Here is a 25,142-nt window from a genome sequence, read left to right as displayed (position 1 = left end):
ATGCGAAAATTTGCCGCGACGCATCATTTCGCGCACGGAAATCCCCCGCATGCTTGGCATCGTCCGGATCGCGCTTACGCGGCCCTACACTTTTGTTGTTCTCGCGCTGACCATTCTCATCTTTGGTGTGATGTCAGCCGTACGTACGCCCACCGACATCTTCCCGGACATCGACATTCCGGTGATTGCCGTTTCCTGGCAGTTCACCGGCATGACGCCCGACCAGATGTCCGGCCGCATGAACACGCCTTTCGAGCGCGTGCTCACCACGACCGTCAACGACATCGAACACATCGAGTCGGAGTCGATCAATGGCATGGGCATCACCAAGATCTACTTCCAGCCGGGCGTAAACATCGCCACGGCGAATGCGCAGGTCACCGCGATTGCGCAGACCATCCTCAAGCAGATGCCGGCCGGCGCCACACCGCCGCTGATCGTCAACTACAACGCGTCCACGGTGCCGATCCTGCAGCTGGCGCTGTCGGGCAAGGGCCTGTCCGAGCAGCAGCTGGGCGATCTGGGCCTCAACCAGTTGCGACCGCAGCTGGTGACGGTGCCGGGCGCGGCCATTCCCTATCCGTTCGGCGGCAAGACGCGCCAGATCCAGCTGGACGTGGATCCTGGCGCGTTGCAGGCGCGTGGCCTGTCGACGCAGGACGTGGCCAATGCGCTGGCCAACCAGCAGCAGATCAGCCCGATCGGCACGCAGAAAATCGGCAAGTACGAATACGTGATGGAGCTGAACAATGCGGCCATCCACGTGCAGGAGCTCGAAGACCTGCCGGTGAAGGAAGTGAACGGCACCACGATCTACGTGCGTGACGTGGCCCACGTGCGCGACGGCAATCCGCCGCAGACCAACATCGTGCATGTGGACGGTGTGCGCTCCACGTTGCTGTCGATCCTGAAGAACGGTTCCACCTCCACGCTGGCCATCGTGGCGGGTGCACGCGAAAAGCTCACGGAAATGAAGGGCGCACTGCCGGACAACCTCACCGTGACGCCCATCGGCGACCAGTCGCTGTTCGTGCGTGCGTCGATCGACGGCGTGGTCCGCGAAGGCATCATCGCCGCCGCGCTTACCAGCCTGATGATCCTGCTGTTTCTGGGCAGCTGGCGCTCCACGCTGATCATCACCACCTCGATTCCGCTGGCCGTGCTGGGCTCGGTGTTCACGCTCTCGGCCATCGGCCAGACGCTCAACATCATGACGCTGGGCGGCCTGGCGCTGGCGGTGGGCATCCTGGTGGACGAAGCCACGGTGACCATCGAGAACATCAACTGGCACCTTGAACAGGGCAAGGACGTCATCACCGCGATCGTGGACGGTTCGGCGCAGATCATCGTGCCGGCCTTCGTCTCGCTGTGCTGCATCTGCATCGTGTTCGTGCCGATGTTCTTCCTGCCGGGCGTGGCGCGTTACCTGTTCGTGCCGATGGCGGAAGCGGTGATCTTCGCCATGATCTTCTCCTTCATCCTGTCGCGCACGCTCGTGCTGACGATGGCGAAGTACCTGCTGCACGAACACCCGCCGACCGTGGACGAGCACGGCCAGCACCTGCCGCTGCCGCCGCCGAAGACCGCTCTTGGCCGCTTCCAGCGTGGTTTCGTCGATCGCTTCGAGGTGTTCCGTGCCGGCTACAGCGGCCTGCTGAACCTGGCGCTGAAGCACCGCAAGGTGTTCGTGTTCGGCTTCCTCGGTTTCGTGGTGCTGTCCTTCGCGCTGCTGCCGGGCCTGGGCCGCAACTTCTTCCCCGACGTGGATGGCGGCCAGATCCTGGTGCATGTCCGCGTGCCGGTGGGAACGCGCGTGGAAACCACGGCAGCGGAGTTCGCCGATATCCAGAAGGCCATTCGCCAGGTCATCCCGCCGAAGGAAGTGGACGTGCTGGTGGACAACATCGGCCAGTACCAGAGCTCGATCAACACGATCTACAACAACACGGGCGAAGTGGGCGAATCGGACGGCGACATCCAGATCTCGCTGAAGGAAGGCCACCGCCCGAGCGCGGAGTACGTGAAGATCCTGCGCGAGAAGCTGCCGCGCCTGTTCCCTGGGTCCACGTTCTCGTTCCCGCCGGCGGACATCGTCAGCCAGATCCTGAACTTCGGTTCGCCGGCGCCGATCGACCTGCAGGTCCGTGGTCGCAACCTCGAGCAGAACTTTGCCTACGCCAACGAAGTGCTCAACAAGCTCCGCCAGATTCCGGGCGTGGTCGATGCACGACTGCAGCAGTCGCAGGCCCAGCCGGCCTTCCGCATCGATGTGGATCGCACCCGTGCGCAGCTGCTTGGCCTCACCGAGGCGGATGTCACCAGCAGCCTTCTCGCGGACCTGTCCGGTACGGCGCAGGTGGCTCCGACGTTCTGGCTGAATCCGGACAACAACGTCACCTATCCGATCTCGGCGCAGGTGCCGCAGTACCAGCTCGAGTCGCTGGCGCAGCTCAACAACCTGCCCATCACGGCAAAGAGCGGCGGCAATGCGCAGGTGCTGGGTGCGTTGGCCAACGTCACGCGCACGCATCGCAACTCCATCGTGAGCCAGTACAACATCCTGCCGATGGTGGAAATCTACGCCGCCACGCAAGGTCGGGACCTGGGCGCGGTGGCCAACGACATCCGCCAGGTGCTGGACGACACCAGGAAAGACCTGCCCAAGGGTGCGAGCGTTGCGCTGCTGGGCCAGGTGCAGACCATGCACGATGCCTATTACGGCCTGCTGCTCGGCCTGCTGGGTTCGGCGGTGCTGGTGTATCTGCTGATCGTGGTGAACTTCCAGTCGTGGACTGACCCGTTCGTGATCATCACCGCGCTGCCCGCTGCACTGGCCGGCATCGTGTGGATGCTGTTCATTACGCGCACCACGTTGTCGGTGCCGGCGTTGACGGGCGCCATCATGTGCATGGGCGTGGCCACGGCCAACTCGGTGCTGGTGGTGAGCTTCTGCCGCGAGCGCCTGGCGGTGCACGGCGACGCGGTGCTGGCGGCACGCGAAGCAGGCTTCGTGCGCTTCCGCCCCGTGCTGATGACCGCACTGGCCATGATCATCGGCATGGTGCCGATGGCCCTGGGCCTGGGCGACGGCGGCGAGCAGAACGCGCCGCTGGGCCGTGCCGTCATCGGCGGCCTGCTGTTCGCCACCACGGCCACGCTGATCTTCGTTCCTGTCGTCTTCTCCATTGTCCATGCGCACTACAAGCGCACGGTTGATTCCGATTCGGCTGACTATGCCGGAGTACCTGCCCATGTCTGAGCATCTGCATTCGCTTCCCGAACACACGCCGTCGCCGCGTCGACTGCGCCTGGCCGCCGTGATCGGCGCCGTCCTCTGCGTCTCGGTCGTGGTCATCGGCGTTGCCAGCCGCCTGTCCGACGCCCGCAGCCTGCACCAGTGGACGGACGAGCAGGCCATTCCCACCGTGGTGATCTCCGAGCCGGAATCGGCCAACGGCTCCTCGCCGCTGGAACTGCCGGCGCAGATGGATGCGTTCACCAACGCGCCGATCTACGCACGCACCAGTGGTTACCTGAAGTCGTGGGAGAAAGACATCGGCGCGACGGTGAAGACGGGCGACGTGCTCGGCATCATCGATACCCCCGATCTCGACCAGCAGTTGCTGCAGGCCCAGGCAGACCTCGCCACGGCCAAGGCCAACGCCGCGCTCGCCGCCACCACGGCCAAGCGCTGGCAGGTGCTGCGCCAGACCGATCCCGATTCGGTCTCGCAGCAGTCGGTGGATCAGTACAACGGCGATCTCGCGGCCAAGCAGGCGCAGACCAATGCCGCGCAGGCGAACGTTGACCGCCTGAAGGCGCTCAAGTCCTATGCCAGGCTCGTTGCTCCGTTCGATGGCCGCGTGACCGCGCGCAACACCGACGTCGGTGCGTTGATCACCGCCGATGCCAGCGGTACCGGCACGCCGTTGTTCACCGTGTCCGATACGAGCAAGCTGCGCGTGTACGTGCAGGTGCCGCAGGTGTATGCGCCGGCCATCCATCGCAACGACGAGGCCACGCTGACCGTTCCCGAGTATCCGGGCAAGTCGTTCACCGCGAAGGTCGAGGCTGATGCGCGCGCGATCTCGCCGACCTCCGGCACCACCCTGGTGCAGCTGATGGTCGACAACCCCGATGGCAAGCTGCTGCCGAGCAGCTACGCCAGCGTGAAGTTCAAGATCGGCTCGGGTGCGCTGGGCTTGCGCGTGCCGGCGGAAGCACTGATCTTCGACGACAAGGGCCTGCGCGTGGCGACGCTGGATGCGAACGACCACGTTCACTTCAAGCCCGTGACCATCCGCCGCGACTACGGCAAGTCCATCGAAGTGGGCTCGGGCCTGGCGCCCACCGACCGCGTGGTGATCAACCCGCCTGATGGCCTTGCCGACGGTGACGAGGTGCGCATTGCCAAGAACCCGCAGGCGGGCAAGCCCCATGAAAAAGCCTAATCGCATCGCCGCGACCATCGCCGCTACCCTGGCGCTGGGCGCGTGCTCGATGGCGCCGACCTACAAGGCGCCCGACGCGCCGGTGGCCGAGCAGTACCAGAACGCCGGCCCATGGACCACGGCGCAGCCGTCCGACCAGTTGCCGCGCGAAGGCTGGTGGAAGCTCTACGGCGACGAGCGCCTCGACGGGCTCGAGCAGCAGCTGATCGAGCACAACGCCGATCTTGCCGCCGCGCTCGCCAGCTACCGGCAATCGCGCGACGTGCTGGCGCAGGTGCGCGCCGACCTGTTCCCGCAGGTGTCGGCCGGTGCCGGTGCCACGCGCAATCGCGCGTCGCTCAACTCGCCGCTGCATGGCGCGACCTCGCCTGAGTACTACGATCTGTACTCGGCCTCCGCGCAGGCATCGTACGAAGTCGACCTGTGGGGCCGCGTGCGTGACAACGTCGCCGCCGGGCGTGCGGAAATGCAGGCGTCCGCGGCGGATCTGGCTTCGACGCGACTGAGCCTGGAAGCGACGCTGGCCGATACCTACTTGCAGCTGATGGGTGCGGATCGCCAGATCGACCTGCTGCAGAAAACCGTTGACGCCTACCAGCGCGCGTTGCAGCTCACCACCACGCTGCATGCCGGTGGCGCGGTGTCGGGACTGGATGTGGATCGCGCGCAGTCGCAGCTTTCCTCTGCCAAGTCACAGCTTTCGCAGACCAGGGCGCAGCGAGAAGTGCTGCAGCACGCCGTGGCCGTGCTGGTGGGGCAGTCCGCATCGACCTTCAGGATCGACGCGAAGACGGACCTGCCGAACCTGCCGGTGATTCCGGTGGGCATGCCCTCGACCCTGCTGGAACGTCGGCCGGATATCGCCGCCGCCGAGCGGCGCGCGGCCGAAGCGAATGCGCAGATCGGCGTGGCGCGCGCGGCGTTCTTCCCCTCGCTGACGCTGAGCGCCGGCGGTGGCTACCAGAGCGGCGCGTGGGGCAACCTGCTCACGGCGCCGAGCGCCATGTGGGCACTGGGCCCCAGCCTGTTGCTGGACGTGTTCGATGGCGGTCGCCGCCGCGGCAAGGTGGCTCAGGCGCACGCCGCGTTCGATCAGGCTAGCGCCCAGTATCGCGGCACGGTGCTCACCGCTTTCCAGCAGGTGGAAGACAACCAGTCACTGATCAACAACTACGGAAACGCGCTCGTGGACCAGAAGGATGCGACCACGGCCGCGGATCGTTCGCTGAAGCTGGCGACTGCGTTGTACAAGCAGGGCGCGAACAGCTATCTCGACGTGGTGACGGCGCAGGTGGATTCGCTCAACGCGAACCTGAGCCTGCTGTCGCTGCAGACGAACCAGTTGCGCGCGAGTGTGCAGTTGGTGCGGGCGTTGGGTGGTGGATGGCAGGTGGATGATGTGTCGGTGCCGCATCTGGCGGAGGATGCCAAGGCGCGCGGGTTGAAGTGACGCTTACGCGGATTCCCCTCGCTCTTGTGGGGAGAGGGTTGGGGTAAGGGGGCAACCTTGCCTCATCGTTTCATTCTTTAGCCGTCAGCCCTGCGAACCCCGCAAAAGGGGGCAGGGGGCCAGTGACTTTGTTCTTGGCCTTCGGTTGTTGTGGTATCGCGACCTGGCCGCCTACGCGGCGGGCGTTCCGACCTCCTGCCGGAGGCCGGGTCACTTTTCTTTGCTTGCCCAAAGAAAAGTAACCAAAAGAAAAGGCACCCCCATCGCGGCGCTGGCCGGTAGAGCCGGCCAGTGCGTGAGGGTCGGCCGGGCTTTTCGACAGGACCTCCCTGTCCTGTCGAAAAGGGATCGGCATCCTTGCCGATCCCCCTGCGGGCCTGTCGTCCGCCCCTCACCGCCGCTCAAGGGGTCGGGTAGGTCAAAAGCCAGAGCCAGAGCCGAAGACTCGTGCAGCTGCGCTGCACATCGCGATGCGATGACACATCGAGTGCCGGCTTAGCTTCACTGTAGGAGCGCACCCTGTGCGCGACCACCTGACGGAGCGGAATCGACATGGCGCTGCGGTCGCGCACAAGGTGCGCTCCTACAGGGGTGTCTCGCACCGTGTGAAGTCTGTTTCTCTCTCGCCTCAGTGCTCACCCCAGTCCTCTCCCGAACGGGAGAGGACGAGCGACAGGTGATGTTCAACGTGAACACCCAAGTGGCAAGGAAGGATGTGCCGCTTCGCGGCACGACGCTCGGCGTTAAGTCCTCTCCGCTTCGGCGCGTTGCGAAGCGCATTGCAGTACCCGCTGTGTAGAGGCGGAGGTTGCCAAGCAACACCGTTCCTCAGCCGTTCGGGCTTATCCCACCGGCATGCTGCCAGCCTTTAAGGCCATTTCTTTGGGTTACTTTTCTTTGGGCCAGCAAAGAAAAGTGACTCGGCCTCCGGCAGGAGGTCGAAACGCCTCCGCTGCGTAAGCGGCCGTCCAGCGGGAACGCGCGAGACCAGAGGCCGAGAGCAAAGACCGAGAGCAAAGACCGAGAGCAAAGACACTAGATGACCCGCCCTTCGGCGGTTGAAAAGCGCCTCCCGCCTTCGCGGGAATGACGGTCAAAAGAATGAAGCAGTGAGGCCAGGCTGCCCCCTCACCCCAACCTTCTCCCCGCAGGGAAGAGGGAGTAGAGCAGGCCATCGCGCAGATCGCATCAGCGCCACAACCAACCAAAAAAGAGGCCGGCGATTCGCCGGCCCCCTTCATCCCTCTTACAACTTTTCCGTCAACAACTTCTCAAGCTTCCGCTGATCCACCGCAAACTTGCGGATACCGTCGGCGAGCTTGTCCGTCGCCATGGCATCTTCGTTGTGACCCCAGCGGAATTCCGCTTCGGTGATCGGCTTGGGCTTGGTCTTGCTGGCGCCACCATCGTTGAGTGCACGCGGCAGGGCCGAGCTGTCCTGGTCCAGCTTTTCCAGCAGGTCCGGGCTGATGGTCAGGCGGTCGCAGCCGGCGAGGGCCTGGATCTGGCCGATGTTGCGGAAGCTGGCGCCCATCACCACCGTCTGGAAGCCGTGTTCCTTGTACCAGGCGTAGATCTTGCGCACGGACTTCACGCCCGGGTCTTCGTCCGGCGTGTAGGTCTTGGTACCGGTGTTGGCGACGTACCAGTCCATGATGCGGCCGACGAACGGCGAGATCAGGAACACGCCGGCTTCAGCGCAGGCCACGGCCTGTTCGAACGAGAACAGCAGGGTGAGGTTGCAGTTGATGCCGCGCTTTTCCAGCTGCTCCGCCGCGCGGATGCCTTCCCAGGTGGAGGCCAGCTTGATCAGGATGCGATCACGGCCCACGCCGGCATCGGCGTAAAGCTGCACCAGGCGCTCGGCCTTTGCGATGGAGGCGTCGACGTCGAAGGAGAGGCGCGCATCCACTTCGGTGGACACGCGACCCGGCACCAGTTCGACAATCTTGCGACCCACGGCCACGGCGAGATGGTCGCTGGCGTCCACCAACTGCTGTTCGCGCGAGTTGCTCTTGCCCTTGGCCCACGCCACGGACTCCTCGATCACCGGCGCGAACGCGGGGTTCTCGATGGCCTTCAGCAGCAGGGACGGATTGGTGGTGGCGTCCACCGGGCGCCAACGGGCAATGGCTTCGATATCACCGGTGTCGGCGACGACGGTGGTGTACTGGCGCAGCTGTTCAAGTTGGGAAGACACGGCGTTGTCCGGCAAGGAAAGCGCTCATTTTCCACCCTGAGCGTCTTTGGGCAAAGCCGTTTGTGCGTCTGTCCGTTCATCGATGCCGGTGACGATGCGGGCGTGGCGCTGGTAGGTCCAGTAGGCCCAGGCCCAGTCCAGCATCACCACCAGCCGATTGCGGAAGCCGATCAGAAAGGCGATATGGGCGATCAGCCAGACCCACCAGGCCAGGATGCCGGAGAGTTTCACCCGCCCGAACTGGGCCACGGCGGCCATGCGGCCGATGGTGGCCAGTGCGCCATCGTCGCGGTAGGCGAAGGGTTGGCCGGCAGGTTGGCCACGCCAGCGCGCCTTGAGCAGCTCGGCCACATAGCGTCCCATCTGTTTGGCGGCCGGCGCCACGCCTGGCACGGGCTTGCCGTTGGCCTGGGTGACGGCGGCCAGGTCGCCGATGACGAAGACGTCGGGGTGTCCCGGCAGGCTGAGATCGGGCTCGACCCGCACGCGGCCGGCGCGATCCAGCGGGGTGCCCAGCATGGCGCCCAGCGGCGAGGCGGCAACGCCCGCGGCCCACAGCACGGTGCGCGCGGGGTAGGGTGTGCCATCGAGCATGACGCCCGCCGGATCGATGTCGGTGACCGAGGTGCCAAGGCGTACTTGCACGCCCAGTTTCTCCAGTTGGCGCCGCGCCTTGTCCGAGAGATCCTGATCAAAGGCCGGCAGCAAGCGCGGGCCGGCCTCCACCAGCAGCACGTTGGCGCGACGCGGATCGGCGCGGCGAAATTCGCGTGGCAGGGTGTGTCGCGCGATTTCCGCCACGGTGCCGGCCAGTTCCACGCCGGTGGCGCCGCCGCCGACGATGACGAAGTTGAGCCATGCCTGCCGCTGTTCCGGGTCTTCCTCGCGCTCGGCGCGTTCGAAGGCCACCAGCACGCGACGACGGATGGCAAAGGCGTCTTCCAGAGTTTTCAGGCCGGGCGCGTGGCGCTCCCATTCGTCGTGGCCGAAGTAGGCATGCGTGGCGCCGGTGGCGACGACCAGTGCGTCGTAGGTGATATCACCGCGCGCGAGCTTCACGGTGTGGTGTTGGAGATCGACGTCGCGCGCCTCGTCCATCAACACGGTGACGTTGGCCTGCTTGCGCAGGATCTGCCGCAGCGGTGCGGCGATGGAGGGCGCGGAAAGTCCCGCGGTGGCCACCTGGTACAGCAGTGGCTGGAAAAGATGGTGATTGCGGCGGTCGATCAGCGTGACGCGCGCGTCGGTGTTGGCCAGTTCACGCGCCACCGCAAGGCCGCCAAAGCCGCCGCCGAGGATGACGACATGAGGATGGGTGTCTGACGATCCATTGCCTTCCATGTGATGCCTCTCGCTTTCAAAGTGAAGAGAATCATTGAAGGTCTCGCGTCGTCCCGTTGCTCAATAGAGGTCGATGGGATCGACGTCGAGTGACCACCGCACGCGACGCGCCGAGGGCAGCGTCGACAGCGTTGGGTACCAGGGTCTCAAGGCGCCATGCAGCGCGCCGCGGGTTTCCGCCTCGATCAGCAGCTGGCCGCGATGGCGTCCCGCGCGCAGTGGCATGGGCGCCGGCATGGGGCCGGCCAGTTGCAAAGGTGCGCCGGCCAGCGCATTCGCGGCGTCAGCGAGAAAGGCGTCCACGTGTTCGCGCTGATGCGAGTCGGCGCGCAGCAGCACTTGATGGCCGAATGGCGGCAGCTGCACGCTGCGGCGTTCTTCCAGCAGGGTCTGGGCGGAAGCGGCATAGCCCTGCGCCAGCAACTGGCGCAGCAGTGGATGATCGGGATGGTGGGTCTGCAGCACCACGCGGCCGGGTTTCTTCGCGCGACCGGCGCGGCCGGCCACCTGCACCACCAGCTGCGCGAGTCGCTCGCTCGCGCGGAAATCGACGCTGTGCAGGCCTTCGTCGACACCTACGATGGCCACCAGGGTGAGGTTGGGCAGGTCGTGGCCCTTGGCCAGCATCTGGGTGCCGACCAGGATGGCCGGGCGATCTTCGTGCAGGCCTTCCAGCAGCTGCTCGAAGGCATCGCGACGGCGGGTGGTTTCGCGGTCGATGCGCATCACCGGCACGTCGGGGAAGTGCGCGGCCAGTGCTTCTTCCAGCCGTTCGGTGCCTTGTCCCTGCGGCTTCAGTTCCGGCGAAAAGCACGAGGGGCATTGCCCCGGCATGCGCGTGGTGTAGTCGCAGTGGTGGCAGATCAACGCGCGACGTCCCACGTGCAGCGTCATCGGGTGTTCGCAGCGCGGGCATTCCGCATGCCAGCCGCAGCTGTAGCACAGCAGTACGGGGGCATAGCCCCGGCGATTGCGGAACACCAGTGCCTGTTCGCCGCGCGCCACCGTGTCGCTGACGGCAGCGAGCAGGGCAGGCGAAAGACCGTGCTCAAGGCGTTGCGCGCGCATGTCGACGATCTGCACCTGTGGCGGGCGGATTGCCCCCGGGCGCGCCCGCAGATGCAGCGCGCGATAACGGCCAGCCTGCACGTTGGCCAGCGATTCCAGCGATGGCGTGGCCGAGCCGAGGACGACCGGTACATCCAGCGCGCGCCCGCGCAGGATGGCGAGGTCACGCGCGTGATAGCGGAAGCCTTCCTGCTGCTTGTAGGCGCTGTCGTGTTCTTCGTCCACCACGATCAGGCCGGCATGCGGCAGCGGGGTGAAGATGGCCGAACGGGTGCCGAGGATGACCTTGGCTTCGCCGGTGCGCGCGCGCAGCCAGGCGCGTGCGCGATCCCCTTCGGCAAGGTTGGAGTGCAGAACCTGCACGGCGACGCCGAGGCGGTCGCGCAGGCGTCGCACGGTCTGCGGCGCCAGGCCGATTTCCGGCACCAGCAACAGGGCCTGCTTGCCCTGGGCGATGACCTGCTCGATCAGCGCCAGGTACACCTCGGTCTTGCCGCTGCCGGTGACACCATCGAGCAGGAATGGCTGGAAGCGTCCCAGCGATTGGCCGATGACCTCCACGGCCTGGCGTTGTTCGTCGCTCAGCACCGGGGCGGCGGTGACCGGGGCCGGCGCGGCGGCGTTGGCGCGGGTGCGCTCGATCAGGCCGGCCTCGTCCAGGCGCCGTGCCGCATCGCGCCAGCCGGGTAGCATCTCGTGCAGCAGTTCGGCGGTCTGCGGGCCACGCGAGAGCGCTTCCAGCAGGGCGCGGCTGCCACCGCGGCGGCTGCCGGCGTCGAGCGCGCTGCGGCCGGCTTCGGTCAGCGTCCAGGCTTCTTCGTGCAGGTCGGGCAGGGGCCGGTCTTCGCGCAGGGCCAGCGGCAGGGCGTTGGCGTAGGCCTCGCCCGGGGCGCCCAGCCAGTAGTCAGCGGCGCGGGCCAGGGTGGCCATCAGTTCGGCGTCGAGCAGAGGGGCGTCGTCCAGCACGCGGAGCACCCGCTTGAGCCGGGCGTTGCCCACGGCGGTTTCCACGCCGGCCTCCACCACCACGCCCACCGCCTTGCCCTTGCCGAACGGCACCAGCACCCGGCTGCCCGCGAACGCCTCGCCGGTGGCGGGCGGCAGGTAGTCGAACAGGGTGGGCAGGGGTACCGGCAGGGCAACGCGAAGGACAGCGGGCATGAATACCTCTCGGCCCCGAAGTGTAACCGGCCTGTTGCACGCGGCGGGATGGCGGTCGGGCAAATCAGGCGGGAGGTCGATCAACGGGCGGGCGATGGCTTGCGGCGGGTTGCTCGCCTGTCATCTAGAAAGGACAGCTAAGTGACTATCGGCAGGGGGCTTTTCATCTTATCCACAGGCTCTGTGGATAACTCTGTGGATGGGCCGTTGAAGGAGCCCCCTGAGGCGCATGAAAACGCCTTTCCGTACGCCCTGTTCAAGTTTTAGCCACCCAATAAATATCTTTAAATACAGTCATTTAAATTTGTCGGACGACTGGCGTTCATCTAACTGCCATAGGCACGGGACTTGCCTTGACAGGCTTGTGACGCTGTGCAAAACCCCGCATGGAGGCGCCGTCGAAGACTGCCGAAGGCGCGCGGCTACGCGATTTCTGTGTGATTTGCGTCACAAAAGAGTGTAGGCCGGCGATCAGTTCGTCATGCCCAGGATGCCCGCGCAGGTGAGCGCCACGGACGCCAGGATCGTGTAGCACCAGCCGACAAACAGGTACTTCACGATCGTCATGAACCAGCCCTGCCGATACACCCGCTTCTGCATCAGCAGCAGGTAGACCAGCGACCAGGCCCACAGCGCCCAGAGCAGCACGCGCACGGGTGTGCCCACCCACGCGGCGTGGGGTTGCAGCCAGCCCCCGAGGGAGTACAGCAACAGGCCCAGCAACAGGCACAGGAACAGGAAGGCGTGGCTGTGCACCGCCACGATCAGGTGCTCCATATAGAGCCGGCGCTTGAAGAGGTAGGTGAACTTCAGCAGCAGGGCAAACAGCGGCATCAGCACGAACATGGTCTGGGGCAGTACGTGGAACACCGAGGAGATGACGCGCTCTTCGGCTTCCGTCGCCTGTTCGCCGCCGTTCTGGATCTCGCGGAAGTTGGTCGTGGCGCGGATCCTGGCCCGGTCGAGGCTGTGGTTGATGGCGGCCGGCAGCCAGGGAATGTCGATGGCATCAGAGGTGAAGTCCATGTCCTCGACGCTCACGTTGGGCATCGGCGTGGCGTGGAGTTCGATCAGCCGGTGGTTGGCGTGGTCGCGTTCCTCATTGACCAGCCGGTTGAAGTGCTTCGCCTTCTTGTCGCTGTGTTCCTTGGACTTCTCGATGTCCTGGCGCATCTGCTCAAAATGCGCCCGCACCGCGTCGGGCGTGGTGTCCTTGGCGAACTGGCCGGTGCCGGCACTGGCCTGGGGGCCGACATGGAACAGGTCGGCGCTGCCCACCACCAGGTGGCACACGAAGAACGCCAGCAGCGCCAGCACGAACATCAGGCGGAACGGCGCCACGTAGCGCTGGCGGCGACCGGAAAAGTATTCAAGCGTGAGGAAGCCGGGCTTGAGGAACAGCGGGGGAAGGGTGTGGATCACGCGGCCGTCCACGTGCAGCACCATGTCCAGCGTGTCTTCCACCATGTGGTGCATCGGGCGCAGCACGGTGTGGATGGATTGCCCGCACTCGTGGCAGAACTCCCCCTGCATCGGTGTACTGCAGTTGGCGCAGTGCACGCCCTCGAACGACACGATTTCCTTGCTCATGCCTCTCCCCCGGGATCATCAGCCCGCGATGTTGGCACAAGCGGCTTTCGCAGACAGCTGCCGTGGTCCCTTGGCGGCCGTTAGCGTGGGCAAGGTTCGCGACAGGAGTGGGTTAGACTGTCGCTTCAGGAGTCCTTCTATGCTGTCTTTCCGCCCCGACCGCGCCAGGGTGGCGCACGAGGTTGGCGCTACCGTGCGCCTTGCCCTTCCCTTGATCGCCGCGCAACTTGCCGCGGTCGGTCCCAATTTCGTCGATGCCGTGCTTGCGGGGCATCTGAGCGCGCACGTGCAGGCGGCGGTTACCACGGCCGTCAGCATCTGGGCGCTGGCCCTGGTCAGTGGCCTGGGCATGATGATGGCGGTGCCCCCATCGGTGGCGCAGCTCGATGGCGCCGGCCGTCGCCACGAAGTGGGCGCGGTGTTCGTGCAGGCCATGTGGCTGGCCTGGGGCATGGGCATCGTGCTGTGGTTCCTGGTGCGCCATGCCACGCCCTTGCTCGGCTGGATCGGCGTGGTGCCGACGCTGCGCACCGACGTGACGCACTTCCTGCATGCCATCAGCTGGGCGGCGCCGGCCATGACGAGTTACTTCGCCATCCGCGGCCTCTCTGAAGGCCTGTCGATGACGCGGCCGTCGATGTACTTCGGTTTTGGCGGCCTGCTGGTGCTGGCGCCGCTGGGTTACGTGCTGATGTACGGCAAGTTCGGCCTGCCGGCGTTGGGTTCGCTGGGCAGCGGCATCGCCACCGCCACGGTGCTGTGGCTGGAGATGCTGGCGTTCCTGCTCTTCGTGATCAAACACCCGGCCTATCGCGACGTGAACCTGCGCGAAGGGCTGGCCTGGCCGCGGCCGCACATGCTGCTGGAGCTGGTGAAGATCGGCGGCCCCATGGCCGTCACCCTGCTGGCCGAAGGCGGCCTGTTCGTGGCGGTGGCGCTGGTCATCGCGACGCTGGGCGAGACGGTGGTGGCCAGTCACCAGGTGGCGCTGAGTGTGGCGACCATCGCTTTCATGGTGCCGCTGGGACTGTCGATGGCGATCACCGTGCGCGTGGGCAATGCGGTGGGTCGTGGTGATGCGCAGGGCGTGCGTTACGCGGGCCTGTGCGGCGTGGGCCTGGCGTTGTGCGTGCAGACCGTCTCTTCGACGGTGATGCTGACCCTGCCGCACGTGCTGGCGCGTGCCTACACGCACGACGCCGGGGTGATCGCGCTGGCTGCACAGTTGATGGTGCTGGCCGGGTTGTTCCAGTTTTCCGACGGCATCCAGGTCACCTCCAATGGCGCCCTGCGTGGTCTCAAGGACACGCGCGTGCCCATGGTGATCACCCTGTTCGCCTATTGGGGCGTGGGCATGCCGGTGGGCTGGTGGCTGGCTTTCCCGCACGGCATGGGCGCGCGGGGCATGTGGATCGGCCTGATTGCCGGCCTCACCATGGCGGCCATCCTGCTGTTCACCCGCTTCTGCCGCAGCGCGTTGCGCGGGCGCTGGCAACAACCTGCCTGATCCGGCCGACGCGCCATGCCCGCGCCCTGCACAGGGGCGGGTGCAGGGCGGCGCCATGTGCCGCTTGCACTACATGACCTTCATGCCGCGAACAGCTACGCTGTCGCGGACCTCGTGAGGAACCATGCAATGGCGGAGCCCCGTTCCAACGGCTTTTGGGCATTTCTCTGCGTCATCGGACGCGGCATCAACATCGTCAGGCTGACCATCCTCAACCTGATTTTCTTCGCCATCCTGTTCGTCATCCTGCTGGTGCTGCTGGTCGGGCTGGCGGCGACGCGCGGCGAGCACGTCGTCCTGAGCGACAGCGTGCTGGTCATCAAGCCCAAGGGCGAACTGGTCGAGCAGTACAGCATCGATCCACTGCAGCGCACGCTGGCCAGCCTGTCGGGCAACCCGCCCAAGCAGGTGCAGCTGCGCGACCTGGTTGGCGCCATCGACGCGGCCGCCAAGGACGCACGCATCACCCGCATCCTGCTCGAGCCCAGCGAACTGCAGGGCGGCGGTTTCGCCGCGCTGCGCGAAGTGGGGGCGGCGCTGGATCGCTTCCGCGCTGCCGGCAAGCCGGTCGTGGTGTGGGCGCCGAGCCTTGATCAGGGTCAGTACTACCTCGCCGCGCATGCCGACCGCGTGCTGGTCGACCCGCAGGGCGGCGTGATGATCACCGGCCTGGCCAACTACCGGCTGTTCTACAAGGACCTGCTCGACAAGCTGGGCGTGGATGTGCACCTGTTCCGCGTCGGCCAGTTCAAGAGCGCGGCCGAGCCGTACATCCTCGATCACGCCTCGCCCGAAGCGAAGGAGGCCGACAGCTTCTGGATGGGCGGGCTGTGGGATACCTACATCGACGAAGTGGCCAAGCTGCGCAAGCTGGAGCCGGCCACGCTGCGTTCGGATATCGACACGCTGCCGGAGAAGATCGCCGGCGCCAAGGGCGATCTTGGCCAGCTGTCGCTGGAGCAGCATCTGGTCGACGGCGTTGCCACGCCGGCGGAAGTCATCGCCATGATGCGCAAGGAAGGCGTACCCGCCGGCAAGAAGGGCGAAGGCTTCCGCCAGGTATCGCTGCAGCGCTATGCGGCAACGCTGACCGACGACGACGCCACGACGCCTGGCGTATCCGTGGTGGTGGCCGAAGGCGAGATCACCGGCGGCAAGCAGCCGCAGGGTGAAGTGGGTGGCGATTCCACCGCCGCGCTGATCCGCGCCGCGCGCGAAGACAAGCGCACCAAGGCGCTGGTGTTGCGCGTGAACTCGCCGGGTGGCGAGGTCTATGCCGCCGAGCAGATCCGTCGCGAAGTGGCGCTGACGCGCGAAGCCGGCATTCCGGTGGTGGTGTCGATGGGTAACGTGGCGGCCAGCGGCGGCTACTGGATCTCGATGAATGCCGATCGCATCTTCGCCGAGCCCAACACCATCACGGGCTCCATCGGCATCTTCGGCATGGTGATGACCGTGCCGGGCACGCTGGACAAGCTGGGCGTGAAGAGCGACGGCGTGGGCACGAGCCCGCTGGCTGGTGCGTTCGACATCACGCGTCCGCTCGATCCCAAGGTAGGCACGGTGATCCAGGCCACCATCGAGAAGGGTTACCGCGATTTCGTCGGCCAGGTGGCCAAGGCGCGTGGCAAGCCCTATGACGCCATCGACACCATCGCGCAGGGTCGCGTGTGGACCGGTCAGCAGGCGAAAGATCGCGGTCTGGTCGACCAGCTCGGTGGCCTCGGTGAAGCCGTGGCCGACGCCGGGCAGCGCGCCAAGCTGGCCAAGGATGCGCCGGTGCGTTATGTCGAAGAGCCCATGGGCGGCTTCGAGCAGTTCCTGATCGGCCTCAACGAAAGCGCGATGGTGCAGGTGGCCGAGTCGTATGGCGTGCACCTGCCGGCGTGGGTCGCCCATATCGACACCATGGCGCCGGAGCTGAAGCTGCTGCGCACGGCGCAGGCAGGGCGTCCGAACGTCTACGCCTACTGCTTCTGTTCGCCACGTTGAGCGCGTGACGTGGCCGCGCGATAACGCGGCCACGTGGATGAAGACAGAGCCGCCACCGATTGCCGGTGGCGGCTTTTTTCATGCCTCGACCGTGACCACCTCACGCATGCGTCGGGCTGCAGACACCATGGCCGCCAACGCATCCCGTACTTCGGCCCAGCCGCGGGTCTTCAGCCCGCAATCCGGGTTGACCCAGAGCTGCCCGGGAAGAAGCACATCGGCAGCCTTCTGCAGCAATGCCGTCATCTCCTCGACGTTCGGCACACGCGGCGAATGGATGTCATACACGCCGGGGCCCATGTCGTTCGGATAGCGGAACTGCACGAAGGCTTCCAGCAGTTCCATGCGCGAGCGCGAGGTTTCCATGGAGATCACGTCCGCATCCATCGCCGCCACCGCCTCGATGATGTCGTTGAACTCCGAGTAACACATGTGCGTGTGGATCTGCGTTTCGTCCCGCACGCCCGCGGCCGTGAGACGAAAGCTTTCCACCGCCCATGCGAGATACCCACGCCAGTCTTTGCGGCGCAGCGGCAGGCCTTCGCGCAACGCCGGCTCATCGATCTGGATCACGCCGATGCCGGCGGCTTCGAGGTCGAGCACTTCGTCGCGCAGCGCAAGGGCGATCTGCCGGCACGTTGTGGCGCGCGGCTGGTCGTCGCGCACGAACGACCATTGCAGCACCGTCACCGGGCCGGTCAGCATGCCTTTCATGGGGCGAGGGGTGAGCGACTGCGCGTAGCATGACCAGCGCACGGTCATGGGCGCGGGGCGCTGCACGTCGCCGTAGATGATGGGCGGCTTCACACAACGCGAGCCATAGCTCTGCACCCAGCCAAGCCTGGTGAAGGCAAAGCCGTCCAGCTGTTCGCCGAAGTACTCCACCATGTCGTTGCGCTCGAACTCGCCATGCACCAGCACGTCCAGGCCGATCTCCTCCTGAAAACGCACGCAGCGCCTCGTCTCGCTTTCGAGGAACGCCTCATAGGCAACGGCGGACAGCTTGCGTGACTTGAACTGGGCGCGTGCCTCGCGAACCTCATGGGTTTGTGGAAACGAACCGATGGTCGTGGTGGGGAACAGCGGCAGGCCAAGTCGTTCCTGCTGGGCGTGCTTGCGACGCGCATGCGCGGAGCGGCGTGCAAGCTGCGATGCGGTGACCGAACCCACGCGCTGGGCGACCTCGGCACGATGCACACGCGGCGATTGCTGGCGCGATACCCATTGCGCGCGCGCGGTATCCAGGGCCGCGTAGGCGCTGACGCGGCCTTTGACAGCATTTGCCAGAATGCGCAGTTCGCCGATCTTCTGCGTCGCGAAGGCGAGCCAGGAGCGCAGGTCGTCCGGCAGGGACGTTTCCACGGCGACATCCACCGGTACGTGCAACAGCGAGCAGGAGGGGGCGATCTGCACGCGCAGGCCACCGAAGCGATCGTGCGCGCGGCGCAGCGTTCGCAGTGCGCGGTCCAGGTCGGCACGCCAGACGTTGCGGCCATCAACGAGGCCCAGCGAGAGGATCTTCTCCTCGCCCAGCGCATCAAGCACGGCGTCGAGCTGTTCGGGCGCGCGCACCAGATCCACGTGCAGGCCATCGACCGGCAGCTCTGCAACGAGCGGGAGATTGTCGGCGGGCGCTCCGAAATAGGTAGCGAGCAACAGCTTCGGGCGGTTGCCATCCGCGAGCGCGCGATATGCCTTGCGATAGGCTGCATGGTCATCGCCGTCCTGGTCCAGCACCAGGCAGGGTTCGTCGATCTGTACCCATTCCGCGCCCGCCTGGCTCAGCCGGGCCAGCAATTGCGCATAGACAGGCAGCAAACGGTCCAGCAGGTCGAGGCAATCGCTGCCATCCACGGCCTTGGACAGCAGCAGGAAGCTCACCGGCCCCAAGAGCACGGGACGAGCTTCGAAACCCTGCTCGCGCGCCTCGATGAACTCGTCGACGGGTTTGTTCCCGCGCAGACGGAAGGTCTGCCCCGCATGGAGCTCAGGCACCAGGTAGTGATAGTTGGTGTCGAACCACTTGGTCATCTCCAGCGCGTGGAGATCAAGGCCATCTTGTTGCCATCCGCGCGCCAGCGCGAAGTAGCCGGCATGTGCATCGCGCTCGACCAGCGGGCGATAGCGTTCGGGTATGGCATCGAACAGGAAGGCCATGTCCAGCACATGGTCGTACAGCGAGAAATCGTTGCAGGGAACGATGTCGGCACCGGCCTCGCGTTGCAGCTCCCAGTGCCTGCGCCGGAGTGAGCGCGCGGCTTCCTCCAGCTGCTGCGCCGTGCTTTCGCCGTGCCAGTACGCCTCCAGCGCATGCTTGAGTTCGCGTCGTGGGCCCATGCGGGGAAAGCCCAGGTTGGTAACGGTAGTCATGATTACGTGTCCTCGATTCGTGATGAATGAGGAACGAAGGAACTGCGGCGAGCGGCTTCCACCTGCACGCCAGCGACCTTCGCCCCCTCGGGCGAACCGGGTCTTGCGCGAGCAGGCACGGAGGCGCGCGCCGTGGGCGTGGCCACGACGCAGCATCCGGCTGCCTCCCCGCGGAAGCTCCAGGTCTGTCAGGAGGACAAGCCTCCCGGCCGGGGCAGGTCTTCGGGCTCGTGGACATGAGGCATGTCGATGCCTCGCCTACTGTCCGCCGCTTCCCGGTCCGTCAGGACCAGTGCTCATGGCGAAGGTTGTTTCCACACACCGCTGCGGGGCAGCGCCGGAATTGGCCCGGTTGGGCCGCACAGGCTTCCCTTTTAATTTCATCCCTTCATCGCGATGAAGGGATGAAAGCCACCAGCGACGCAAAAGTACGCTTCCGCCGTCCGGCCCGTCAAGCGTTTCGACGGTTGGACGGATGGACGTCCGGATGTCCCTCAGGCGATGGCGGCGCTGAAGTAGTCGCCGTGACGCTCCACGCAAACCGGCATGCCGAACGTTTCGGACAGCAGGGGGCCGGTGAGTACGTCGTTCTTGCTGCCCTGCCTGAGCAGCTGCCCGTCGCGCAGCAGCACCACCTGCTGGATCTCGGGGAGGATCTCCTCCACGTGATGGGTCACCAGCAATAGCGTGGTCCCATGGCGCGCGAGGCCGCGCAAGTTTTCCAGGAAGCGGCGCCGGCTGGCCATGTCCAGTCCGGCGCAGGGTTCATCGAGCAGCAGGGCGCGCGGCCGGTGCACCAGTGCGCGGGCAATCAGCACGCGCCTCGCCTCGCCCGTGGACAGGCTGGCCATGGTGCGGCCAAGCAGGTGCGTGGCGCCGGCCTGCTCCAGGGCTTCATCGGCGCGTTCGCGCATGGCGGCCGTCACGTGGTGATTCAGGCCCAGCCGCTGCGCGGCAAAGAAGCTGGACAGCACCGCCTCGGCCACTTCCAGCGTGGCATCCGTGGTGCAGTCGTGCTGCAGTGATGGCGAGACGATGCCGAGCAGCCCGCGAAGATCGGAGACATGCCAGCGCTCGCGACCGAACACGTGCATGGATGCACGGCCATCCCTGCGCGCAAGCGGGTAGAGCTCGCGCGTGATCAGGCGCACCAGGGTGGATTTGCCGGCACCATTCGCGCCGAGGATGGCGGTGTGCTGGCCGGCGTCGATGCGCAGGCTGAAGCTGTCGAGGATCAGCCGATCACCGCGCATCACGCTGGCATCGTCGATATCCAGCAGCGGCGCGGTGGCGAGTTCGTCGTGATGGGCATTCATGCCGGACACCATGCCCGTCCGGACGTCCATTTGCCAAGTACCCTCGCCTGACGAGCCTTATTGCTGCGCGGCTTCGATCTGCTGTTGCTGCTTTTTGGCCTGCTCGTCCACTGTTTTCTGCACGTCGGCGGCACGCTGCTTGTCCTTCTCCATGGCGTCCCAGGGTGTGGCGACGCGCGCCGTGCTGGCCGTGGCCGGTGCCGATTCCGGCGCGGGCGGCTTGCCGGAGCAGGCGGCAAGCGTGAGCAGGCATAGCAGGGGAATGAGCCGTTTCATGGAAGACCTCGCCGAAAGATGGTTCCAACGCTGTTGGCTGCATGGTAGCCGACAAAACTTGGCTGGAAACGCGTACAGGCTCTAAGCTCGGCGCATGAACGCACGCATCGACGCATGGCAGCTGCAGGGACATACCGCCTTGATCACGGGTGCCAGCAAGGGCATCGGCTACGCCACCGCCCGTGAACTCGCCGGGCTGGGCGCCAATCTTCTGCTGGTTGCCCGCGACGGTGATTACCTGGAACAAGTGCGCATCGAGTTGCTGGATGACTTCCCGGGCATCGAGGTGCTGGCTTTCGATGCCGACCTGAGCGAGCAGGAAGACCGGCTTGCCGTGTTTGACTGGGTAGCAGATCTCGGCGCACCCCTCTCGCTGCTGGTGAACAACGCGGGCGGCAATCGTCCGGCGCCGACGCTCGCCTATCGCGAAGACGAGTACCGCCTGATCTTCGAGCAGAACCTGTTTTCCGCCTTCGAAATGTGCCGCCTTGCGCATCCGCAGCTGGTGCAGCACGCCAACGCGGCCATCGTGAACGTGGGATCGGTGTCCGGTGTGACACATGTGCGCACGGGATCACCCTATGGCATGACCAAGGCGGCCCTGCATCAACTCACCCGCAACCTTGCGGTGGAATGGGCAGCGGATGGCATCCGCGTGAATGCGGTGGCGCCCTGGTATATCCGCACGCAGCGGTCGGAACCGGCGCTGGCAAACGACGAGTACCTCGACGAGGTGCTGGATCGCACGCCGTTGCGGCGCATTGGTGAGCCGGAAGAAGTGGCGGCGGCGATCGCGTTTCTGTGCCTGCCGGCGGCGAGTTATGTGACGGGGCAGGTGTTGGCGGTGGATGGGGGGTTTTTGAATTACGGGTTTTGAGGGTGGGGTGGATTGCACTCGTTGCTCTTGCTCCCTCTCCCCTTTGGGGAGAGGGTTGGGGTGAGGGGCCACGCTTGCCCGATCGATTGATCAGAGGCGTCATTCCAGCGAAGGCGGGAATCGAGCTTCTCTGTTCTTGGCCTTCGGTCTCGTGCGTGGCGGCGACCTGGCCGCTTACGCAGCGGAGGCGTTTCGACCTCCTGCCGGAGGCCGAGTCACTTTTCTTTGCTGGCCCAAAGAAAAGTAACCCAAAGAAATGGCCTTAAAGGCTGGCAGCATGCCGATGGGATAAGCCCGAACGGCTGAGGAACGGTGTTGCTTGGCAACCTTCGCCTCTACACAGCGGGTACTGCAAAGCGCTTCGCAACGCGCCAAAGCCCTGAGGACTTAACGCGGAGCGTCGTGCCTCTACGAGGCACCTCCTTCCTTGCCACTTGGGTGTTCACGTTGAACATCACTTGTCGCTCGTCCTCTCCCGTTCGGGAGAGGACTGGAATGAGCACTGAGGCGAGAAAGAAACGGGCTTCACACGGTGCGAGACACCCCCTGTAGGAGCGCACCTTGTGCGCGACCGCAGCGCCATGTCGATACCGCTCCGTCCGGCTGTCGCGCACAGGGTGCGCTCCTACAGTGAAGCTAGGCCGGCACTCGATGTGTCATCGCGTCGCGATGTGCAGCGCAGCTGCACGAGCCTTCGGCTCTGGCTCTGGCTTTTGACCTACCCGCCCCCTTGAGCGGCGGTGAGGGGCGGACGACAGGCCCGCAGGGGGATCGGCAAGGATGCCGATCCCTTTTCGACAGGGCAGGACGCCCTGTCGAAAAGCCCGGCCGACCCTCACGCACTGGCCGGCTCTATCGGCCAGCGCCGCGATGGGGTGCCCTTCTCTTTGGTTACTTTCTCTTGGGCACGCAAGAGAAAGTAACCCGGCCTCCGGCAGGAGGTCGGAAGCCCGCGGCAGGCGAGCCAGGTCGCGACAACATAGCGGTCTAACAAACGAACCCAACGCACTTTTCCACACCCAATGTGGATTCCCGCTGTGCAACCCTGTGGACAGATCACGCAAGTCCTCGCCAGCGATACCGTTTCATCATCCTGCCTACATTCGCAGCAGCCCCGCGCATCTTTTCCACAGCGCATGTGGAGTGCCATGGGGCAAGCCTGTGGACAGATCACGCAAGTACGCGCCTGCGCGAGAGTTTCACCATCGTGGGCAAATTTTCGACACCACGCTGACACCGCGTCACACGCGTTTTCCACAGCAGATGTGGAACGGAATGGGGTAAGCCTGTGGACAGATCACGCAAGTGCGTGCCAGCGCGAGAGTTTCACCACCATGCGTAGATTTTCGACACCATGCCGACGCCACCTCACCACGCGTTTTCCACAGCACATGTGGAATGCCATGGGGCAAGCCTGTGGACAGATTGCGCAAGTGCGCGCCGGTGCGAGAGTTTCACCATCATGCGTAGATTTTCGACAGCGTGCCGACGCTGCATCACGATGCGTTTTCCACAGCACATGTGGAATGCACAGGGGCAAGCCTGTGGACAGATCACGCAAGTGCGCGCCGGTGCGAGTGTTTCACCATCCTGCGCAGACTTTCGACACCACCCTGACACCGCAACACGCCGCGTTTTCCACAGCACATGTGGAATGCACAGGGGTAAGCCTGTGGACAGATCACGCAAGTACGCGCCAGCGTGAGAGTTTCACCATCATGCGCAGATTTTCGACAGCACCCCGATGCGGCATCTCCGCGTGTTTTCCACAGCGATTGGGGAAACCCTGGTAGCAAGCCTGTGCACAACTGCCAATGGCCGTTCCGTGGCAGGCACTTGCATGACATTGGTCAATCTTTGCTCAGGCCGGGCTCAGCAGTTGTGCAGCTGGGCGCGCAGCTCCTGGTCACGCTGCTCCAGTGGTGGCTGGTCGCTCTTGAAGGCGCGGCGCAGTTTGGTGGCGTTGTCGTCGTAGGCATCGCGCAGGGCATGGCAGGTTTCTGGCCGGGTGAGTTCGCGGCACTGGTCCTGCACCCATACGTAGTGATTGGCGATCAAGCCGGTGGTGATGCGTCCGCGGTTGAGTTCGGGGGCGGAGGCGCCGGCGGCGCCGGGTCCGCCGTAAACCTGGGACAGTGGCAGTGCCGAAGCACCGAGGATGCCGTAGGGAACCTGGTAGGGCTGGGGATCGCCGTTGCTGCTGGTGTAGGGCTTGCCATCGGTGGCGCGCACGCACGCGTACAACACCGGCAGGGGAGTGTACGGCTGGGCTGGTGGCGCCGGTGGCGGCACGGTTTCGAATACCGGTGCATCGGAGGGCCGGGGCGCCGGCGTGGCGACGGGCTGCGAATCGTCCAGATGCAGCACCTGCTGGCGCTGTGCGCCGGCGCAGGGCTTGTCCTGGAACGACACCTTGCCGCCGGCGTCCGTGCATTGGTACGCCGTGCCCGCCGCGGCGGGCACGCTAAGCAGCAGGAGCGGCGCGAGCAGGTACAGGCGGATCATGCAAACCCTCCTGAAAGTCGAAGCGCTCAGAACTCGGCGACGTGCTCTTCAGCGGCGAAGCCGAGCGTGACGGCGCCTTCGCCAACGTTGACCATGCCGGTGATGCTCATCGGGGCTTCCATCAGCGCGACACCGGTTTCATCGCAGGCCGCGCGCAGGCCGTCATAGCCGGGCAGCTTGGCAAGTTCGCTAAGTTCGCCGCCGTAGCTGACGCAGACCGCGGGCACCAGCAGGCCGGTACGCACACGCTGCGCCGTGTAGTTGAACAGCGTCTCCGCGCCGTGTTCGAAGCCGCGCACCTTGCCCACCGGGCCGGTTTCGCCACGGTAGCCACGCAGCAGCGGCTTGATGTCCAGCGCCGAGCCGAGCATGGCGCTGACCAGGCCCACGCTGCGGTCGCCTTTCTTCTTGGCACGCGCGCGCAGGTAGTACAGGTCGCGCGGCAGCATGTAGCCGTAGGAGTTGTTGGCGATATGGGTGAGTCGTTCGCGGATGGCTGCCGGCTGCTCGCCCGCGGCGATCAGGCGTGCGGCCTCGACAATGCACGGGCCGGAACCAGCGAACAGCGTGCGGGTGTCGACCACGCGCATCAGGAACGGCCCGCTCATGTTGTTCTTCTCGCGCACGTCGCGGTAATGCTTGAGCACCGCGAAGCTGGCCTTGTTCACGTGCTCGTTGATGGCACTGCGCGTGGCGGTGATGGTGAGGCAGAAAACGCAATCGTTCTCCAGCACCAGCTTCTCGAGGAACAGCTTCTGCACGTCCTCGACGGAGCAGGGGATGGTCTCGGCCGAATGACTGCGACTGCCGAGCTTTCGGTCCAGGAACCGGTGAAGCTCCACCTGGTTGCGGTTGTCCATGAAGACTTCATCGTCGACCTGGATGGTGATGGGCATCACCGCGACGTTGTGTTCTTGCAGGAAAGCCTGCGGCAGATCGCAGGCCGCATCGATGGCTAAACCCATCCGCATGTTTGTGACTCCCCGGTGACAAGCGAGGGCAACATAGCACGCAGCCCGGTACGTGCCGACCCTGACC

Annotated in this window: 15 protein-coding genes and 1 riboswitch; of the genes, 6 read left to right on the top strand and 9 right to left on the bottom strand. The window is 65.4% G+C overall.

All coding sequences use genetic code 11. From position 1 onward, the window contains the following. Positions 1-49 precede the first annotated feature (49 nt). Genes H8F01_RS06965 through H8F01_RS06955 form a run of 3 tightly spaced genes read left to right on the top strand, consistent with a single transcriptional unit; the run spans position 50 to position 5,901 of the window. Positions 50-3,259: an efflux RND transporter permease subunit gene (locus tag H8F01_RS06965; RefSeq protein ID WP_187058284.1), complete on the top strand. Its 3,210-nt coding sequence runs from the start codon at positions 50-52 to the stop codon at positions 3,257-3,259. Beyond that, on the top strand, positions 3,252-4,451 hold the full coding sequence (locus tag H8F01_RS06960) for an efflux RND transporter periplasmic adaptor subunit (protein WP_238481177.1): 1,200 nt from the start codon (positions 3,252-3,254) through the stop codon (positions 4,449-4,451). The genes H8F01_RS06965 and H8F01_RS06960 overlap by 8 nt, the downstream gene beginning before the upstream one ends. Beyond that, complete coding sequence (locus H8F01_RS06955; RefSeq protein ID WP_187058282.1) at positions 4,438-5,901, top strand: efflux transporter outer membrane subunit; 1,464 nt, start codon at positions 4,438-4,440, stop codon at positions 5,899-5,901. Before H8F01_RS06960 ends, H8F01_RS06955 begins: the two co-directional genes overlap by 14 nt. A gap of 1,246 nt (positions 5,902-7,147) precedes the next feature. Here H8F01_RS06955 and tal read toward each other — a convergent pair. The 4 genes from tal to H8F01_RS06935 form a co-directional block, all read right to left on the bottom strand. Beyond that, positions 7,148-8,101, bottom strand: a complete 954-nt coding sequence (tal, locus tag H8F01_RS06950) for a transaldolase (RefSeq protein WP_187058281.1) — start codon at positions 8,099-8,101, stop codon at positions 7,148-7,150. 24 nt (positions 8,102-8,125) lie between these two features. Continuing rightward, the gene (locus H8F01_RS06945; RefSeq protein ID WP_187058280.1) at positions 8,126-9,442 is read right to left on the bottom strand and encodes an NAD(P)/FAD-dependent oxidoreductase; all 1,317 of its coding nucleotides are present in this window, start codon (positions 9,440-9,442) and stop codon (positions 8,126-8,128) included. A gap of 60 nt (positions 9,443-9,502) precedes the next feature. Continuing rightward, entirely contained in the window at positions 9,503-11,671 is a 2,169-nt protein-coding gene (locus H8F01_RS06940; protein ID WP_187058279.1) for a primosomal protein N', read from the bottom strand. A 471-nt stretch (positions 11,672-12,142) separates the two neighbouring features. Next, complete coding sequence (locus tag H8F01_RS06935) at positions 12,143-13,261, bottom strand: DUF3667 domain-containing protein (RefSeq protein WP_187058278.1); 1,119 nt, start codon at positions 13,259-13,261, stop codon at positions 12,143-12,145. Between the two features lie 139 nt (positions 13,262-13,400). Between H8F01_RS06935 and H8F01_RS06930 the strand changes: the two genes are divergently transcribed. Next, positions 13,401-14,768 (top strand): MATE family efflux transporter, encoded by a 1,368-nt coding sequence (locus tag H8F01_RS06930; protein ID WP_187058277.1) that lies wholly within the window; start codon positions 13,401-13,403, stop codon positions 14,766-14,768. A 129-nt stretch (positions 14,769-14,897) separates the two neighbouring features. Next, positions 14,898-16,760 carry a signal peptide peptidase SppA gene (gene sppA / locus H8F01_RS06925; protein ID WP_187058276.1) on the top strand — a complete coding sequence of 621 codons (1,863 nt, stop codon included), beginning with the start codon at positions 14,898-14,900 and terminating at the stop codon, positions 16,758-16,760. A 78-nt stretch (positions 16,761-16,838) separates the two neighbouring features. Here sppA and metE read toward each other — a convergent pair whose 3' ends face one another. The 3 genes from metE to H8F01_RS06910 all read right to left on the bottom strand — a co-directional run bounded on the left by metE (position 16,839) and on the right by H8F01_RS06910 (position 20,722). Then, the gene (gene metE, locus H8F01_RS06920) at positions 16,839-19,130 is read right to left on the bottom strand and encodes a 5-methyltetrahydropteroyltriglutamate--homocysteine S-methyltransferase (protein WP_187058275.1); all 2,292 of its coding nucleotides are present in this window, start codon (positions 19,128-19,130) and stop codon (positions 16,839-16,841) included. Positions 19,131-19,326: 196 nt separating this feature from the next. Then, a riboswitch (cobalamin riboswitch) is annotated at positions 19,327-19,562 on the bottom strand. A gap of 62 nt (positions 19,563-19,624) precedes the next feature. Then, entirely contained in the window at positions 19,625-20,446 is an 822-nt protein-coding gene (locus H8F01_RS06915; RefSeq protein WP_187059193.1) for an ABC transporter ATP-binding protein, read from the bottom strand. Positions 20,447-20,503: 57 nt separating this feature from the next. Then, a complete protein-coding gene (locus tag H8F01_RS06910) occupies positions 20,504-20,722 on the bottom strand; it encodes a hypothetical protein (protein WP_187058274.1) in 219 nt (72 codons plus the stop codon). A gap of 94 nt (positions 20,723-20,816) precedes the next feature. Here H8F01_RS06910 and H8F01_RS06905 point away from each other — a divergent pair, with 94 nt between their 5' ends. Continuing rightward, positions 20,817-21,599 carry an SDR family oxidoreductase gene (locus H8F01_RS06905; protein ID WP_187058273.1) on the top strand — a complete coding sequence of 261 codons (783 nt, stop codon included), beginning with the start codon at positions 20,817-20,819 and terminating at the stop codon, positions 21,597-21,599. A gap of 1,872 nt (positions 21,600-23,471) precedes the next feature. On the opposite strand, the gene H8F01_RS06900 is transcribed toward H8F01_RS06905, so the two are convergent. Continuing rightward, complete coding sequence (locus H8F01_RS06900) at positions 23,472-24,104, bottom strand: DUF4124 domain-containing protein (RefSeq protein WP_187058272.1); 633 nt, start codon at positions 24,102-24,104, stop codon at positions 23,472-23,474. Positions 24,105-24,130: 26 nt separating this feature from the next. After that, complete coding sequence (locus tag H8F01_RS06895) at positions 24,131-25,075, bottom strand: DegV family protein (protein ID WP_187058271.1); 945 nt, start codon at positions 25,073-25,075, stop codon at positions 24,131-24,133. Positions 25,076-25,142 lie beyond the last annotated feature (67 nt).

This window comes from Dyella telluris (assembly GCF_014297575.1).
Lineage (GTDB): Bacteria > Pseudomonadota > Gammaproteobacteria > Xanthomonadales > Rhodanobacteraceae > Dyella > Dyella telluris.
This window is presented reverse-complemented; position numbering and strand designations above follow the sequence as displayed.

Coding starts and splice junctions, on each gene's coding strand:
- H8F01_RS06965 (WP_187058284.1), top strand. CDS start 50: ATGCTTGGCATCGTCCGGATCGCGCTTACGCGGCCCTACACTTTTGTT.
- H8F01_RS06960 (WP_238481177.1), top strand. CDS start 3,252: ATGTCTGAGCATCTGCATTCGCTTCCCGAACACACGCCGTCGCCGCGT.
- H8F01_RS06955 (WP_187058282.1), top strand. CDS start 4,438: ATGAAAAAGCCTAATCGCATCGCCGCGACCATCGCCGCTACCCTGGCG.
- H8F01_RS06945 (WP_187058280.1), bottom strand. CDS start 9,442: ATGGAAGGCAATGGATCGTCAGACACCCATCCTCATGTCGTCATCCTC.
- H8F01_RS06940 (WP_187058279.1), bottom strand. CDS start 11,671: ATGCCCGCTGTCCTTCGCGTTGCCCTGCCGGTACCCCTGCCCACCCTG.
- H8F01_RS06935 (WP_187058278.1), bottom strand. CDS start 13,261: ATGAGCAAGGAAATCGTGTCGTTCGAGGGCGTGCACTGCGCCAACTGC.
- H8F01_RS06930 (WP_187058277.1), top strand. CDS start 13,401: ATGCTGTCTTTCCGCCCCGACCGCGCCAGGGTGGCGCACGAGGTTGGC.
- sppA (WP_187058276.1), top strand. CDS start 14,898: ATGGCGGAGCCCCGTTCCAACGGCTTTTGGGCATTTCTCTGCGTCATC.
- metE (WP_187058275.1), bottom strand. CDS start 19,130: ATGACTACCGTTACCAACCTGGGCTTTCCCCGCATGGGCCCACGACGC.
- H8F01_RS06915 (WP_187059193.1), bottom strand. CDS start 20,446: ATGAATGCCCATCACGACGAACTCGCCACCGCGCCGCTGCTGGATATC.
- H8F01_RS06910 (WP_187058274.1), bottom strand. CDS start 20,722: ATGAAACGGCTCATTCCCCTGCTATGCCTGCTCACGCTTGCCGCCTGC.
- H8F01_RS06905 (WP_187058273.1), top strand. CDS start 20,817: ATGAACGCACGCATCGACGCATGGCAGCTGCAGGGACATACCGCCTTG.
- H8F01_RS06900 (WP_187058272.1), bottom strand. CDS start 24,104: ATGATCCGCCTGTACCTGCTCGCGCCGCTCCTGCTGCTTAGCGTGCCC.
- H8F01_RS06895 (WP_187058271.1), bottom strand. CDS start 25,075: ATGCGGATGGGTTTAGCCATCGATGCGGCCTGCGATCTGCCGCAGGCT.